Here is a 15,559-nt window from a genome sequence, read left to right as displayed (position 1 = left end):
GGCGCTTCTTGCTACAGCGGCGCTGAAATCCACAGGAACGATAATTCATGATCCCCCGTTACTCGCGGCCCGAGATGGTGGCCATCTGGTCTCCGGAAACCAAGTTTCGCATCTGGTTTGAAATTGAAGCACATGCCTGCGATGCACTCGCAGCCATCGGCGTCATCCCCAAGTCAGCGGCCGAGACCATCTGGGAAAAGGGCGGCAAGGCCGAGTTTAACGTCGCGCGCATCGACGAGATCGAAGCCGTTACCAAACATGACGTCATCGCCTTCCTGACGCACCTGGCCGAGTTTGTCGGTCCGGACAGCCGCTTCATCCACCAGGGCATGACCTCGTCGGATGTGCTCGATACCTGCTTCAACGTGCAGCTTGTTCGCGCGACCGATCTTCTGCTGGCAGACATGGACAAGCTCCTGGAAGCGCTCAAGCGTCGTGCTTTCGAGCACAAGAACACAGTCACCATCGGCCGCAGCCACGGCATCCATGCAGAGCCGACTACATTCGGCGTGAAGCTGGCGCAGGCCTATGCCGAATTCGATCGCAACAAGACGCGCCTGCTGGCTGCGCGCGACGAGATCGCGACATGCGCCATCTCCGGCGCTGTCGGTACCTTCGCCAATATCGACCCGCGCGTCGAAGAACATGTCGCGGCCGCCATGGGACTGAAGGCAGAGCCGGTTTCCACCCAGGTTATCCCGCGCGATCGCCATGCCATGTATTTCGCAACGCTTGGCGTCATCGCTTCGTCCATCGAGCGGCTCGCGACCGAAATCCGCCACCTGCAGCGCACGGAAGTGCTGGAGGCCGAGGAGTATTTCTCGCCGGGCCAGAAGGGCTCGTCGGCCATGCCGCACAAGCGCAACCCGGTCCTCACCGAGAACCTCACCGGTCTGTCGCGCATGGTTCGGTCCTTCGCCATGCCGGCGATGGAGAACGTCGCGCTGTGGCATGAGCGGGATATCTCCCACTCGTCCGTCGAGCGCATGATCGGCCCTGACGCCACCGTGACGCTGGACTTCGCGCTGGCGCGCCTGACGGGCGTCATCGACAAGCTTCTCGTCTACCCCGAGAACATGATGAAGAACATGAACAAGTTCCGCGGCCTTGTTCACTCGCAGCGCGTGCTTCTTGCCCTCACCCAGGCCGGTGTGTCGCGTGAGGATGCCTACCGCCTCGTGCAGCGCAACGCGATGAAGGTCTGGGAAGAAGGCAAGGACTTCCTGGAGGAGCTTCTGGCCGACCAGGAAGTGCGCGCAGCGTTATCGGAAGACGTCATCCGCGAGAAATTCGATCTCGGCTACCACACCAAGCACGTCGATACGATCTTCCGCCGCGTCTTCGGCGAAGCTTGATATCGCACGCGATTGGACCCAGATAGCCGGCATGAAAGCATCAGAAGCAGAAATACTGATCGTTCCCGGCTATACCAATTCCGGGCCGGGCCACTGGCAGAGCCGCTGGCAGCAGAAGCTCACGACTGCCCGTCGGGTGGAGCAGGCGGAATGGTCGAAGCCGGTCCGTGAGGATTGGGTCGCAAGGGTAATCGAAGAGGTCAACGCCGCGACGAAGCCGGTGGTTCTCGTCGCGCATTCGCTGGGCGTGGCTGCGGTCATGCACGCCGTGCCGGAGTTTCGCAAGCCGGTGGCCGGTGCGTTCCTCGTCGCGCCGCCTGAGGTGGAGAACCCGAAAATCCGGCCAAAGCATTTGATGACCTTCGGCCCCTACCCGCGCGAACCGCTGCCGTTTCCGTCACTGACGATCGCCAGCCGCAATGATCCGTTCGGTTCCTACGAACACGCGGATGATGTTGCTGCTGCCTGGGGATCGCTGCTGATCGATGCCGGAGAATCGGGCCACATCAATGCGGAATCCGGTCACGGACCCTGGCCCGAAGGGACGATGGTGTTCGCCCAGTTCTTGAGTCGCCTGAAAGTTTGACCGGCGTGTGTTGAACCAGCGCCGCGAGCATCTGCTGGCGGCGCCGGGAACGTACTCACTGCTTCTCGATCTGGGCTACCGCTTCGCCCAGGAGTTCGACCATCTTCGTGCGGATGTCCTGGTCGGAGACCGCGACGCCGGCAGCATCGAAATCGGTGCGGATCTTGCGGAAGACGTCTTCGTCGCCAGCTTCCTCGAAATCGGCGGCCACGACTTCCTTGGCATAAGCTTCGGCATCAGCCTTGCCCATGATGCCGGCAGCCCAGTGGCCCAGCAGCTTGTTGCGTCGAGCGAGCGCCTTGAACTTCAGTTCCTGGTCGTGTGCAAACTTGTTTTCGAAAGCTTTCTCGCGATCGCTGATACCGGTCATGCCAAGTCTCCCAATGTAGGTGCTGCCCGACCCCATAATCAAAACACAATGGAAGTTCAATTAGCGCCGATGAGGATTTAAGTGAGGTGAGGCGAGGCAAAGCGCCGCGCATGGCTGCCCACAGGGCAATTGCCGGAGCGACGTCCCGATCGGCCGGTTTCAAGGAACCGCCGCAGGACGCCGCATTGTGAAACGCGTTCTTTTCCGATAAGGGACCGCAGAACTACCACTTGCGCCTCTGACGGCGCCAACAATGAGACAAGCTGATATGAACCGTCGCCGCCGTATATACGAGGGCAAGGCCAAGATCCTGTATGAAGGACCGGAGCCAGGGACGCTGATACAATTCTTCAAGGATGATGCGACCGCCTTCAACAAGAAGAAACATGACGTCATCGACGGAAAAGGCGTGCTGAACAACCGCATCAGCGAATACCTCTTCACGCATCTCAACAAGATCGGCATTCCGACGCACTTCATTCGTCGACTGAACATGCGCGAGCAGCTGATCAAGGAAGTGGAAATCATTCCGCTCGAGATCGTTGTGCGCAACGTCGCTGCGGGTTCGCTCTCGACCCGCCTCGGCATCGAGGAAGGCACGGTTCTTCCGCGCTCGATCATCGAATTCTACTACAAGTCGGACCAGCTCGCAGACCCGATGGTCTCCGAGGAGCACATCACGGCTTTCGGCTGGGCAAACCCCGCCGAACTAGACGACATCATGGCGCTTGCCATCCGCGTCAACGACTTCCTGTCCGGGCTTTTCCTCGGCGTCGGCATCCAGTTGATCGACTTCAAGATCGAGTGCGGTCGCCTCTTTGAAGGCGACATGATGCGAATCATCCTTGCTGACGAGATCTCGCCGGATAGCTGCCGCCTGTGGGACATCACGACCCAGGAGAAGATGGACAAGGACCGTTTCCGTCGCGACATGGGCGGCCTCTTGGAAGCCTATTCCGAGGTCGCACGCCGTCTGGGCATCATCAATGAAAACGAACCAATCCGTGGCACCGGCCCGGTTCTGGTAAAGTAAGCTGGGGGTAGATCAGTGATTAAGGCACGCGTGACTGTCACGCTGAAGAACGGCGTTCTCGATCCGCAGGGCAAGGCCATCGAAGGCGCACTCGGCAGCCTTGGTTTTTCCGGCGTCGGCCAGGTTCGTCAGGGCAAGGTTTTCGATCTTGAACTCGACGGCACCGACAAGGCGAAGGCCGAGGCGGACCTGAAAGCCATGTGCGAGAAGCTTCTGGCAAACACGGTTATCGAGAATTACACTATCGCGATCGACTGACGCTTGCCGCGCAAGCGGTGGCCGATGTCACGGATGCCTCCTGCCTCAACTGCGACACGATGCGTGAGCGGAGCGACAGGATCGACATGACGCAGGCCGGGCACGAGGCGCTCGACCTGATCGACAATAGCCTTGAGCGGCGCGAGCTGGGCGAGGCACAGCCAAGGTTTGAACCACACCCATGAAGTCCGCTGTCGTCCAACTCCCCGGCCTCAATCGTGACCGCGACATGATCGCGGCGTTGACGAAGATCTCCGGCAAGGCCCCCATCACCATCTGGCAGACCGAAACCGAGATCCCGGATAACGTCGATCTCATCGTCATTCCCGGCGGTTTTTCCTACGGTGACTACCTCCGCTGCGGCGCCATTGCCGCCCGCATGCCGGTGATGCAGGCCATCAAGGAGAAGGCGGACAAGGGCGTGAAGGTGCTCGGCGTCTGCAACGGCTTCCAGATCCTGGTCGAAGCGGGCATGCTGCCCGGTGCCCTGATGCGCAACACCTCGCTCAAGTTCGTCTGCAAGGAAGTGAAGCTTGAGGTGGTAAACGCTGATACAGACTTCACCCGCGCTTATGCCAAGGGCCAGATCATCCGCTGCCCGGTCGCCCACCACGACGGCAACTACTTCGTTGATCCGGAGACCTTGGCCGGCATGGAAGACCGCGGCGAAGTCGTGTTCCGGTATGCCGAAGGCACCAATCCCAATGGTTCCCTGAGCGACATCGCCGGTGTCATGAACCGCCAGGGCAACGTGCTCGGCATGATGCCTCACCCGGAAAACCTGATCGAATCTGCCCATGGCGGCAGCGACGGTCGCGGCATCTTTGCTTCCGCGCTCGATGTGGTGGCGGCAACCGCTTAACGCCGCCCTCGCCTTACGTCATCATCCTCCATCCCGGCCTTCAGGCCCAGGACAAGAAAATGCTGCGCCATCGCCTCCCGGTTTCCGTGCTCGCCTGTTCCGCCGTGCTCGCCCTGTCGGCATGCAAACCGGAACGCCCTGCCCCGGTGGCTACCAACCGCGGAGTCCTGCCGACGATGGAGCGGGTTGCCCTTGCGGCAAATGCCTGCTGGTTCAAGTCGGGTGATGCGACGTTCAAGCCTTACCGATTGGCACCGGAACTGAACTCCTTCTCCGGTCGCCCCCGCATCCTCGCAGTGCCGCGCAACAGCCCGGAATCACGGCCGATGCTGGTGGTGCAGGCTGAAGGCACTCCGGCGCGTCTCGATGCTTTCGGACCGTTGATGAACGGCCCGGATGGAGAACGCATCAAGCGCGACGTCATGCGCTGGGCCGGTGGCGACAGCGCCTGCTGAGGGCCGCCCGGCCCCTTCAACCTCCCGTAGCTGTTGCAGCTCTGCACCTACTTCCCGAATCTTTGTCGTTTTTTTACACCCGACCAGCGGTTGAATCGGCGGTGTCTGGACGATTGTCATGTCCCATTGTACCAATCGACTCAGGTGACCTGAGCCGGTTTTGGTGTTCGGGCAAGCGCATGCGCCGAGGGGAGCAGTGGAATGAGCAGGGCACTTTGGGGATCGGTCGCGGGAGCAGTGGCTGCAGCCGCACTGCTGTCGTCGCCGGTATCGGCACAGGAACAGATTTTTGACGAAGTCCGCTTCGGACTTTCGGCCTCCATTCAGGAGAAGGAAACGTTCGAACCAGGCGTCTTCCCGTCTGCGACCGTCTTCTTCGACCCCTTCGACCAGCGCGGTGCGACCACCTTTCTTGACCACGTGTTGCGGCCGCGCGTCCATGTCGGCGCGATCGTCTCCACGACCGGCGGCGCAAACCAGGCTTTTGCCGGCTTCACCTGGACCGCGAACTTCACCGAGAAGTTCTTCCTCGACCTGAGCTTCGGCGGTTCAGTGACGGACGCCAGCCTCGATGATCCGAACAAGCGTCCGGTGGTTGGCTGCCGCCTGCAGTTCCATGAAGCAGCCGCTCTCGGCTACAACATCGACCAGAACTGGCGCGTGATGGCGACTATCGAACACTCGTCCAACGCAGATCTTTGCGACGAGAACGATGGCCTGAGCTATGCAGGCTTGGCTGTCGGCTACAAGTTCTGAGGCCAGCAGCACCTACGCATACTCAAGCGCCGGCTCAGTCCGGCGCTTCTCGTTTCCGGCCCTAAAGACGAAGGTGCACAGCAGCATTTTCCTGTCGCGCCATCCGGCGACATAGGCTAAAGACCCCGCTTAGAGCTTGGCCCCCTTCAATCCAGAGAAGAACATGACCATTCCGAACAGCATCGCGATCACGCCCGAACTCGTCGCTTCCCATGGGTTGAAGCCGGACGAATACCAGCGGATCCTCGACCTGATCGGACGCGAGCCGACCTTCACCGAGCTTGGCATCTTCTCCGCCATGTGGAACGAGCACTGCTCCTACAAGTCTTCCAAGCGCTGGCTTCGCACGCTGCCGACCAAGGGCCCGCGGGTCATCCAGGGACCTGGCGAAAACGCCGGCGTCGTTGACATCGATGACGGCGACTGCGTCGTCTTCAAGATGGAAAGCCACAACCATCCGTCCTACATCGAGCCCTACCAGGGCGCGGCAACGGGCGTTGGCGGCATCCTGCGCGATGTCTTCACAATGGGCGCACGGCCAATCGCTGCCATGAACGCGCTGCGCTTCGGTGCACCTGACCACCCGAAGACCAAGCACCTCGTCTCCGGTGTTGTTGCCGGCGTTGGCGGATACGGAAACTCCTTCGGCGTGCCGACTGTCGGCGGCGAAGTCGAGTTCGATGCACGCTACAACGGCAATATCCTCGTTAATGCATTTGCAGCCGGCCTTGCAAAATCCGACGCGATCTTCCTGTCGGAAGCGAAGGGCGTTGGCCTTCCCGTCGTTTATCTGGGCGCAAAGACCGGACGTGATGGTGTTGGCGGCGCGACCATGGCATCTGCCGAATTCGACGAGTCGATCGAAGAGAAGCGTCCGACCGTCCAGGTCGGCGACCCCTTCACCGAAAAGTGCCTGCTTGAAGCCTGCCTCGAACTGATGGCAACGGGCGCCGTGATCGCAATCCAGGATATGGGCGCGGCTGGCCTCACCTGCTCTGCCGTGGAAATGGGCGCCAAGGGTGACCTCGGCATCGAACTGGACCTCGACAAGGTCCCGGTGCGCGAAGAGCGCATGTCGGCCTACGAGATGATGCTGTCTGAAAGCCAGGAGCGCATGCTCATGGTTCTCCAGCCGGAAAAGGAAGAGCAAGCCAAGGCGATCTTCGTCAAGTGGGGCCTCGACTTTGCCATCGTCGGAAAGACGACTGACGATCTGCGCTTCCGCATCCTGCACCAGGGCGAGGAAGTCGCGAACCTGCCGATCAAGGAACTGGGCGATCAGGCACCGGAATATGACCGCCCGTGGGTTGCCTCCACGCCGCGCGAGCCGCTTCCGGCGTCGAAGGTACCCGCACCTTCCGACTACAACGAAACGCTGCTGAAGCTCGTCGGTTCGCCCAACCAGTCCAGCCGCCGTTGGGTGTGGGAGCAGTACGACACGCTCATCCAGGGCAACTCTCTGCAGCGCCCGGGCGGCGATGCCGGCGTCGTGCGCATCGAACACCATCACAGCAAGGCGCTGGCTTTCTCCTCGGATGTCACCCCGCGGTACGTCGAGGCTGATCCTTATGAAGGCGGCAAGCAGGCCGTGGCGGAATGCTGGCGCAACCTTGTCGCTACTGGCGCGGAGCCGCTGGCCGCAACCGACAACCTCAACTTTGGCAACCCTGAGAAGCCCGAAATCATGGGCCAACTCGTCGGCGCCATCAAGGGCATCGGCGAGGCTTGCGAAGCACTCAGCTTCCCGATCGTTTCCGGCAACGTGTCGCTCTACAACGAGACGAATGGTGTCGCGATCCTGCCCACCCCGACGATTGCCGGCGTCGGCCTGCTGCCCGACTGGCAGAAGATGGCGAAGGTAGGCTCTGCCAACGAGGGCGACGTGCTGATCATGATCGGTGTCGACGGAAGCCATCTCGGCTCCTCGATCTACCTTCGCGACATCCTCGACTCGCTCGACGGCCCACCGCCAGAGGTCGATCTCGATGCCGAACGCCGCCATGGCACTTTCGTGCGTTCGCTGATCCAGGCGGGTCAGGTCACGGCGTGCCACGACATCTCCTCGGGTGGCCTCGCGCTGGCGCTCGCCGAAATGGCAATGGCTTCGGGCAAGGGAATGACGGTCAGCCTATCTGAGCAGAAGGGTCCGCTTCACGCACTTCTGTTCGGAGAAGACCAGGCCCGCTATGTGCTGGCCGTGAAGGCGGATCTTGCGAACTTCGTGCAGGCCACAGCGGAAGGTGCGGCCGTGCCGTTCCGCAAGCTCGGCAAGGTCGGAGGCGATACGCTGAAGATCGATGACGTCGTATCGGTATCCGTGGCCGACCTGATGATCGCACACGAGAGCTGGTTCCCGAACTTCATGGCCTGATCAGGTCACTGCCGAGAACTTGTCCCGGTTGAAGCGTTCGCCGGGCCAGTTACTATCGCAGCTGTCGTTCAAGAGTCGGGCAATCAACATGCTGAAGTCTATCAAGGGCTGGTTGTGGTCGTCTGGCCCAACCTGGCATTATCGTCGTATCTGGCTCGACGCGCTCGTGGCCACCGCTGTCATCAATCTCGTCGCTTTCCTGGCGGCCTGGGCCATCGGGCTCTCAGTCCATGAAATCTTCCTGGAAGATGGACCGATCGAGGACCTCCAGTCGCTGTCGCTCGCCGTCGCGGCCGTCGTGGCCGGAATCGCGGCGCTGAGGCTCAGCATCCTCGCCCGCTACGTTGCCATCACGACCGCCTGCATCGCCGCCATCTTCTTCATGCGCGAAATGCCGATCTGCCGTGCCGACACGTCGTTCTTCTGTGTGTCCAAGATGATGCTGCCAATCGCCATCGCGGTCATCGCCAGCCTGCTCCTGATCGCAACTGCGCTGTTTGAGTTGCGGCATCGCGGGGGCATGTTGCGCGCCATCCACCCTCGCCTCTCCTGGCCGCTCGCCTTCACCGCGATCGTGCTCGGTGCGAGCCAGGTGGCGGAGAAACTCGATATCGTTTTTGCCGAGGAGCTTTTGGAATCATACGGTTTCATGGTGCTGGTGATGAGCGCCATCTGGCTCTTCCGCTTTTCGCGCCGGCAGGGTGCTGCGCCCGTGGGGAGCGGGCGAAAGGCTGTATCGGCAAGGTATTGAGCCTCCTCTCCCGTGGCTGGGGATCGTGTGTCGGAGGTCTTTGACCAACGCCGATGTTTGAGGCAGTGTGCGAAAGAAATTCGTTTAAATGCTGCAGGAAGGATTCCCACCATGCCAATGAAACCCGGCGACATCGAAGACATGATCAAAGCCGGAATCCCGGGTGCGAAGGTCACCATCCGAGATCTCGCTGGCGACGGGGATCACTACGCGGCCGAAGTGGTCGCCGAGGCCTTCCGCGGAAAGACGCGCGTCCAGCAGCACCAGATGGTCTATGAAGCGCTCAAGGGAAACATGGGCAACGTGCTCCACGCGCTCGCATTGCAGACCTCCGCACCACAGGACTAACCTTCAGGAAATCAGCAGCGGCACGAGCGCCCCGCTTCGACTATTCCGCTGGAATTTGACAGAGCGCATTGCTATCTAAGCGGAACGCGAAGCGCAGCGGTCCTTGAAACCGCATGTGAAAGGATAAGAACATGAGCGGAATTCACGAATTCATCGACAACGAAGTGAAGACGAACGACGTCGTTCTCTTCATGAAGGGCACGCCCCAGTTCCCGCAGTGCGGGTTCTCGGGTCAGGTGGTGCAGATCCTCGATTACCTCGGCGTGGACTACAAGGGCGTGAACGTTCTTGCAGACGCTGAAATCCGCCAGGGCATCAAGGATTACTCGAACTGGCCGACCATTCCGCAGCTTTACGTCAAGGGCGAGTTCGTTGGCGGTTGCGATATCGTGCGCGAGATGTTCCAATCGGGTGAGTTGCAGACTCACCTGCAGGGGCAAGGCGTCGCTGTCCGCGGCGCGGCCTAAACAGCTCCCGGAGCTTTTCCGGTTTCAATTTCGTTTTCTGCAAGGCGCCGCGTGAGCGGCGCCTTTGGCATTGTTTTAGGAAGCTATTGTGACAAACCCTTCACTCGCAACTCCCCAAGGTCTGGGGCGCATGGGCCGGGCGGAATTCATCGCCCTCATGGCCATGCTGATGGCCCTCAATGCACTGGCCATTGACATCATGCTGCCCGGTCTCCAGGAGATCGGCGCTTCGCTCGGTGTCGAAAACGAGAACCACCGCCAGTATGTCGTCTCCTCCTACGTGTTCGGGCTCGGCGCCGCACAGCTGCTGTTCGGGCCGCTGTCTGACCGCTTCGGCCGTCGCCGGCCGATGATCTTCGGCATCATCCTCTACATCATCTGTTGCGTGGCGATCGCGCTGGTGCCGTCCTTCGGCCTGATGCTCGTGCTTCGCTTCATCCAGGGTGCCGGCGCTGCGGCAACCCGCGTCATCACCGTGTCGATCGTTCGTGACGTGTTCGGTGGACGCGCCATGGCTGAAGTCATGTCGCTGATCATGATGGTGTTCATGGTGGTGCCGGTGATTGCGCCGGGCACGGGCCAGATCATCATGTTCCTCGGCAACTGGCACCTGATCTTCGTGTTCATGGCGGTCGTCTCCTTGGCCATCGGAATCTGGATGTACAAGCGCCTGCCGGAAACGCTGAACCCGGAAGACGTACGGCCGTTCACGCCGTCGTCCATCCTCGACGCCTTCCGCATCGTGCTGACGAACAGGATCGCGCTCTGCTACACGATCTCGAGCACCTTCATCTTCGGTGCGCTGTTCGGATTCATCAACTCGGCCCAGCAGGTCTACATGGGCATCTACCATCTGGGCGCCTGGTTCCCGGTTGCGTTCGCGGCGGTGGCAGTCTTCATGTCCGCCTCATCCTTCCTCAACGCCCGCTTCGTCGGTCGCTTCGGGATGCGGCGCCTGTCGCACGGCTCGCTGTTCGGTTTTATCACCGTGACGTTCATCTGGATGCTCGTGCAGGTCTTCGGACCGCAGCCCATGCCGTTCCTGCTGTTCCTAACCTTCTTCGCGCTTGCCATGTTCCAGTTTGGCTGGATCGGCTCGAACTTCAACTCCCTGGCAATGGAGCCCTTGGGTCACGTTGCCGGAACGGCATCCGCGGTGCTCGGCTTCATGAGCACGGTTGGTGGCTCGATCATCGGCGTCATCATCGGCCAGGCCTTCGATGGTACAGCGCTTCCAATGGTCGCTGGCTTCTTCACCGTCTCCATCATCGGGCTCGTGTTCGTGCTGATCGGCGAGAAGGGCAAGGTCTTCCAGCCGCACAACCCGCGCGTCTGACGGTATTGCCAGGGCGCAAGGCTCCGGCACCAAACAAAAAGGCCCGCATCACAGTCGTGGTGCGGGTCTTTCATTGTCTCGTACGAGAGGTGATTAGTCGCCGATAATCTCTCGCCGCAGCATCTGCCAGCTGTCCCTGCAGGTTGCAACAAGCAGCCCACCATCCACATGGTGCGGGCGATAAGGCGAACCATCGAACCGAGCGACATGGCCCCCAGCCTCGGCCGCGATCAACGTGCCCGGCAGGTGGTCCCAGGGCATCAGCTTGTTGTAAAGCACGAACTGAACATGGCCGCTCGAGAAGGTGCGGTATTCGTGAGCCGAGCAGCGGTAGTTGGCAAAGAACCGTACCTTGGCGAGGTTGGCCAGGATCTGCTCGCGTCGTTCACCAAAGAAGTAACCGGGGGATGCCATGCCGACCATGGCTTCGAGCGGGCGCGGCTCTGCGACGGAAAGCTTGATTGCTTCGCCATCCGGCCGCCGCAGGTAAGCGCCAGCTCCCTTTTCGGCCATCACCCAATCGTCGCCCATCGGGTCATAGATGAGGCCGGCAACCGCCTCGCCCTTCCAGACAACCGACGCCATGACGCCGAAGGCCGGGATACCGGACGCGAAGTTGAAGGTGCCATCGACAGGATCCACCACCACCGCGAAGTCTACGTTGGCCAGTTTGCCCAGCAGTGCCGGATCGGCCGCAACGGATTCTTCACCGACGAACAAGGCGTCGGGCGCAAGCGCTTCCAGTTCACGCCGGATCAGGCGCTCGGCCGCTTCATCGGCCTCGGTCACCAGATCGCTCGGTTCGCTCTTTGAGCGGACGTCGCCGCCGCCAAGCCTGCGGAAACGCGGCAGGATTTCGGTCTTGGCAGCAAGGCGCAAGATGTCGGCTAGCTTCGCAATGTCGAGCGGCATGGTCATGGGGATCTTTCGGAGGTGCTTTAGTCGGACGTTTTGGCCTGGAGGCCGGAGAAATCGAACAGGCTGGGGTCCAGCAGGTGGGACGGATTGACGTGCGCGAGTGCGCGCAACATCGTGTCCTTGCGGCCAGGCATACGCGTCTCGATATCGGAGAACATCTGCTTCATGGCATTGCGCTGCAGCCCGTCCTGCGAACCGCAAAGGTCGCAGGGGATGATAGGAAATTCCATCGCCGCCGCGAACTTGGCCAGGTCATCTTCGGCGCAATAGGCGAGCGGGCGCAGCACCATCAGGTCGCCGTCGTCATTCAACAGCTTCGCCGGCATTCCCGCCAGGCGTCCGCCATGGAAGAAATTCATGAAGAAGGTTTCGAGGATGTCTTCGCGGTGGTGGCCGAGCACCAAGGCATCACACCCCTCCTCACGCGCAATGCGGTAAAGGTTGCCGCGGCGAAGCCTGGAACAGAGCGAGCAATAGGTGGCGCCGGCAGGGACCTTTTCCTTCACGATCGAGTAGGTATCGCGGTACTCGATGCGATGCTTGACCCCGATCGACGAAAGGAAGTCAGGCAGGATGTGCTTCGGAAAGTTGGGCTGCCCCTGATCCAGGTTGCAGGCGATCAGTTCGACCGGCAGCAGGCCGCGCCACTGCAGATCCAGCAGGACCGCGAGAAGCGAATAGGAATCCTTGCCGCCCGAAAGCCCAACCAGCCAACGCTTCTGCCCAGACAACATGCCGAAGTCATCGAACGCCTGGCGGACCTGCCGCAGCAGGCGCTTGCGGAGCTTGTTGAACGAAACCGAGCTTGGAGCATTGCGGAACAACGCCGGAACGAGCCCGTCGATGACCTCGTCCAGGTCATCCCCGATGTCCGCATTGATGCCCATTGCTGATCCTCGACATCAGGAGCGGGCCGTTGAAACCCGCTCGTCTGTTTCTTACGCGCCGATCGCTGCTGCGACTGCCTGGAGGGCTTCGTCAGCCTTGGCGCCATCCGGACCACCGGCTTGCGCCATGTCGGGACGACCACCGCCGCCCTTGCCACCGAGCGCAGCCGAAGCGACACGCACCAGATCAACAGCGCTGAAGCGGCCTACAAGATCCGCTGTCACCGCGACCACGGCGCTTGCCTTGCCGTCCTCTGACACGCCGATGAGCGTCACGACACCGGAGCCAAGGCTCGCCTTGCCTTCATCCGCCAGGCCCTTCAGGTCCTTGGCATCGATGCCGGTGAGTGCCTTGCCCATGAACTTGACCCCGGCGATCTCGCGCACGTCGCTGTCCGATCCGCCCGTGCTGCCGCCCATGGCAAGCCGACGCTTGGCATCCGCAAGTTCCTTTTCGAGTTTGCGGCGCTCATCAAGCAGGGCCTCGACGCGCAACAGAACCTCGCCCGGCTGGACCTTCAGCGCGCCGGCCAGAGCCTTCACCCGCTCATCCTGCTCCGCAAGATAGGCGCGTGCCGCCTCGCCCGTGACGGCCTCGAGGCGACGAACGCCGGCACCAACGGCGCTTTCACCAAGAACACGAACCAAGCCGATATCGCCCGTAGCATTTACATGGGTGCCGCCGCACAGCTCGATCGAGTAAGGCTTGCCTGCCTTCGGGCCATCGATCGCGATACCCATGGAAACGACGCGAACCTCGTCGCCATATTTTTCACCGAATAGCGCCATGGCGCCCTCGGCGATCGCATCGTCGACGCTCATCAGGCGGGTCGTAACCGGCGCGTTCTGCAGGATGATGGCGTTCGCCATATCCTCGACCTTTTGCAGTTCCTCTGCCGACATCGGCTTGGGATGCGACACGTCGAAACGCAGGCGCTCGGGCGCGACCAGCGAACCCTTCTGTGCGACATGCGTTCCCAGCACTTCGCGCAGGGCCTCATGCAACAGGTGAGTTGCCGAGTGGTTGGAACGCAGCCGCGAACGGCGTGCATGGTCAACCTTCAGCGCGACGGCATCACCAACCTTCAGCGTGCCTTCGGCGACAGCCGCCGTATGAACGAAGAGACCTTCGCCCTTCTTCTGGGTGTCCGACACCGTCAGCTTGGCGCCATCGGCAGAAATCACGCCGGTGTCACCCATCTGGCCACCGGATTCGCCGTAGAACGGCGTCTGGTTGACCACGACCTGCACCTGCTCACCGGCAGCCGCTGTTTCGACAGCCTGGCCGTCACGAACGATGGCCTGGATCACACCTTCGGCCGTCTCCGTGTCGTAACCCAGGAACTCGGTTGCGCCGAGCTTCTCCTTGAGCTCGAACCAGATCGTTTCGGTCGCCTTGTCGCCAGAGCCGGCCCAGTGCGAGCGGGCTTCTGCCTTTTGGCGTTCCATTGCATCCGTGAAGCCTGCCACATCAACGCCGATCTCACGGGCCCGCAGGGCGTCCTGTGTCAGGTCGAGCGGGAAGCCGTAGGTATCATAGAGCTTGAAGGCCGTTTCGCCGTCCAGCATGTCGCCCTTGCCGAGCGTCGTCGTGGCGTCGGACAGCAGCGTCAGGCCGCGCTCCAGCGTCTTGCGGAAGCGATTTTCTTCCAGCTTCAAGGTTTCAGAAATCAGCGATTCCGCCCGCACCAGTTCCGGATAGGCGCGACCCATTTCGTGAACCAGCGCCGGCAGCAGCTTCCACAGTAGCGGCTCGCGCGCGCCGAGCAACTGGGCGTGGCGCATGGCGCGACGCATGATGCGGCGCAGAACGTAACCACGGCCTTCGTTGGACGGCAGGACGCCGTCGGCGATCAGGAAGGCAGACGATCGCAGGTGGTCGGCGATGACGCGATGGCTGGCGCGGCGGTCGCCTTCAGCCTTGACGCCCGTTGCTTCTTCCGAGGCCGAGATCAGCGCGCGGAAAAGGTCGATGTCGTAGTTGTCGTGCTTGCCCTGCAGGACGGCGGCTACACGCTCAAGGCCCATGCCCGTATCGATCGACGGACGAGGCAGGTCGATGCGCTCGTCCTTCGTGACCTGCTCGTATTGCATGAAGACGAGGTTCCAGATCTCGATGAAGCGGTCGCCATCTTCATCGGGAGAACCCGGAGGGCCGCCCCAGATATGGTCGCCGTGGTCGTAGAAGATTTCCGAGCAGGGACCGCAGGGGCCGGTATCGCCCATGGCCCAGAAGTTGTCGCTAGTCGGGATCCGGATGATCCGGTCGTCCGTGAGCCCGGCGATCTTCTTCCAGAGGTCGAACGCCTCATCGTCGGTGTGGTAGACAGTGACAAGCAGACGCTTGGCGTCGAGCCCGAATTCCTTGGTGATCAGGTTCCAGGCGAGTTCGATCGCACGCTCCTTGAAATAGTCGCCGAACGAGAAGTTGCCGAGCATTTCAAAGAAGGTGTGGTGGCGCGCCGTATAACCGACATTGTCGAGGTCGTTGTGCTTGCCGCCTGCGCGCACGCATTTCTGCGCCGTCGCGGCGGTCGTATATGGCCGCTTTTCAAGGCCGGTAAAGACGTTCTTGAACTGTACCATACCGGCGTTCGTGAACATCAGGGTCGGGTCGTTGCGAGGCACCAGCGGACTGGAGGCGACAGCCTCGTGTCCATTCTTCTTGAAGTAGTCGAGGAATGTCGACCGGATCTCATTCACGCCGCTCATGCTACGCCCTTTACCGCCGGATGCCGTCTGGATGTTCAAAAACCAAAGGCTTGTACCGTCCACACCTTTAGCTGTCCAGCCGCCCTGCCCCGGA

17 protein-coding genes are annotated in these 15,559 nt (G+C 61.3%); 13 read left to right on the top strand and 4 right to left on the bottom strand.

Annotated elements, in window-relative coordinates; all coding sequences use genetic code 11:
- Window positions 1-47 precede the first annotated feature (47 nt).
- Window positions 48-1,355 carry an adenylosuccinate lyase gene (gene purB / locus M0654_RS13935; protein WP_118849670.1) on the top strand — a complete coding sequence of 436 codons (1,308 nt, stop codon included), beginning with the start codon at window positions 48-50 and terminating at the stop codon, window positions 1,353-1,355.
- A gap of 31 nt (window positions 1,356-1,386) precedes the next feature.
- Entirely contained in the window at window positions 1,387-1,941 is a 555-nt protein-coding gene (locus tag M0654_RS13930; protein ID WP_248683655.1) for an RBBP9/YdeN family alpha/beta hydrolase, read from the top strand.
- 55 nt (window positions 1,942-1,996) lie between these two features.
- Here M0654_RS13930 and M0654_RS13925 read toward each other — a convergent pair whose 3' ends face one another.
- A complete protein-coding gene (locus tag M0654_RS13925) occupies window positions 1,997-2,311 on the bottom strand; it encodes a DUF1476 domain-containing protein (RefSeq protein WP_248683654.1) in 315 nt (104 codons plus the stop codon).
- Window positions 2,312-2,579: 268 nt separating this feature from the next.
- Here M0654_RS13925 and purC point away from each other — a divergent pair, with 268 nt between their 5' ends.
- From purC to M0654_RS13870, 11 genes are all read left to right on the top strand, one after another.
- Window positions 2,580-3,344 carry a phosphoribosylaminoimidazolesuccinocarboxamide synthase gene (gene purC, locus M0654_RS13920; protein WP_118849667.1) on the top strand — a complete coding sequence of 255 codons (765 nt, stop codon included), beginning with the start codon at window positions 2,580-2,582 and terminating at the stop codon, window positions 3,342-3,344.
- Window positions 3,345-3,359: 15 nt separating this feature from the next.
- On the top strand, window positions 3,360-3,602 hold the full coding sequence (gene purS, locus M0654_RS13915; protein ID WP_118849666.1) for a phosphoribosylformylglycinamidine synthase subunit PurS: 243 nt from the start codon (window positions 3,360-3,362) through the stop codon (window positions 3,600-3,602).
- Between the two features lie 17 nt (window positions 3,603-3,619).
- On the top strand, window positions 3,620-3,787 hold the full coding sequence (locus M0654_RS13910) for a hypothetical protein (protein ID WP_248683653.1): 168 nt from the start codon (window positions 3,620-3,622) through the stop codon (window positions 3,785-3,787).
- Window positions 3,784-4,464, top strand: a complete 681-nt coding sequence (purQ, locus tag M0654_RS13905; protein WP_248683652.1) for a phosphoribosylformylglycinamidine synthase subunit PurQ — start codon at window positions 3,784-3,786, stop codon at window positions 4,462-4,464. The genes M0654_RS13910 and purQ overlap by 4 nt, the downstream gene beginning before the upstream one ends.
- A 59-nt stretch (window positions 4,465-4,523) precedes the next feature.
- On the top strand, window positions 4,524-4,919 hold the full coding sequence (locus M0654_RS13900; protein ID WP_248683651.1) for a hypothetical protein: 396 nt from the start codon (window positions 4,524-4,526) through the stop codon (window positions 4,917-4,919).
- 201 nt (window positions 4,920-5,120) lie between these two features.
- Window positions 5,121-5,675, top strand: coding sequence for an acyloxyacyl hydrolase (locus tag M0654_RS13895; protein ID WP_248683650.1), 555 nt, complete (start codon window positions 5,121-5,123; stop codon window positions 5,673-5,675).
- Between the two features lie 163 nt (window positions 5,676-5,838).
- A complete protein-coding gene (purL, locus tag M0654_RS13890) occupies window positions 5,839-8,046 on the top strand; it encodes a phosphoribosylformylglycinamidine synthase subunit PurL (protein ID WP_248683649.1) in 2,208 nt (735 codons plus the stop codon).
- Between the two features lie 88 nt (window positions 8,047-8,134).
- Complete coding sequence (locus tag M0654_RS13885) at window positions 8,135-8,797, top strand: hypothetical protein (RefSeq protein WP_248683648.1); 663 nt, start codon at window positions 8,135-8,137, stop codon at window positions 8,795-8,797.
- A 111-nt stretch (window positions 8,798-8,908) separates the two neighbouring features.
- The gene (locus tag M0654_RS13880) at window positions 8,909-9,145 is read left to right on the top strand and encodes a BolA/IbaG family iron-sulfur metabolism protein (RefSeq protein ID WP_248683647.1); all 237 of its coding nucleotides are present in this window, start codon (window positions 8,909-8,911) and stop codon (window positions 9,143-9,145) included.
- A gap of 131 nt (window positions 9,146-9,276) precedes the next feature.
- Window positions 9,277-9,612, top strand: coding sequence for a Grx4 family monothiol glutaredoxin (gene grxD / locus M0654_RS13875; RefSeq protein ID WP_118849659.1), 336 nt, complete (start codon window positions 9,277-9,279; stop codon window positions 9,610-9,612).
- A gap of 88 nt (window positions 9,613-9,700) precedes the next feature.
- The gene (locus M0654_RS13870) at window positions 9,701-10,948 is read left to right on the top strand and encodes a multidrug effflux MFS transporter (RefSeq protein ID WP_390920290.1); all 1,248 of its coding nucleotides are present in this window, start codon (window positions 9,701-9,703) and stop codon (window positions 10,946-10,948) included.
- Window positions 10,949-11,041: 93 nt separating this feature from the next.
- Here M0654_RS13870 and M0654_RS13865 read toward each other — a convergent pair whose 3' ends face one another.
- The 3 genes from M0654_RS13865 to alaS are packed head-to-tail and all read right to left on the bottom strand — an operon-like array spanning window position 11,042 to window position 15,465.
- Entirely contained in the window at window positions 11,042-11,866 is an 825-nt protein-coding gene (locus tag M0654_RS13865) for an inositol monophosphatase family protein (protein WP_248683646.1), read from the bottom strand.
- 20 nt (window positions 11,867-11,886) lie between these two features.
- Entirely contained in the window at window positions 11,887-12,753 is an 867-nt protein-coding gene (gene ttcA, locus M0654_RS13860; protein WP_248683645.1) for a tRNA 2-thiocytidine(32) synthetase TtcA, read from the bottom strand.
- 51 nt (window positions 12,754-12,804) lie between these two features.
- On the bottom strand, window positions 12,805-15,465 hold the full coding sequence (gene alaS, locus M0654_RS13855) for an alanine--tRNA ligase (protein ID WP_248683644.1): 2,661 nt from the start codon (window positions 15,463-15,465) through the stop codon (window positions 12,805-12,807).
- Between the last annotated feature and the right edge of the window lie 94 nt (window positions 15,466-15,559).

Source organism: Neorhizobium turbinariae, from assembly GCF_023223505.1.
Classification (GTDB): Bacteria; Pseudomonadota; Alphaproteobacteria; order Rhizobiales; family Rhizobiaceae; genus Neorhizobium; species Neorhizobium turbinariae.
Note: the sequence above shows the minus strand (reverse complement) of the source record. Positions and strands in the feature narration are given on the sequence as shown.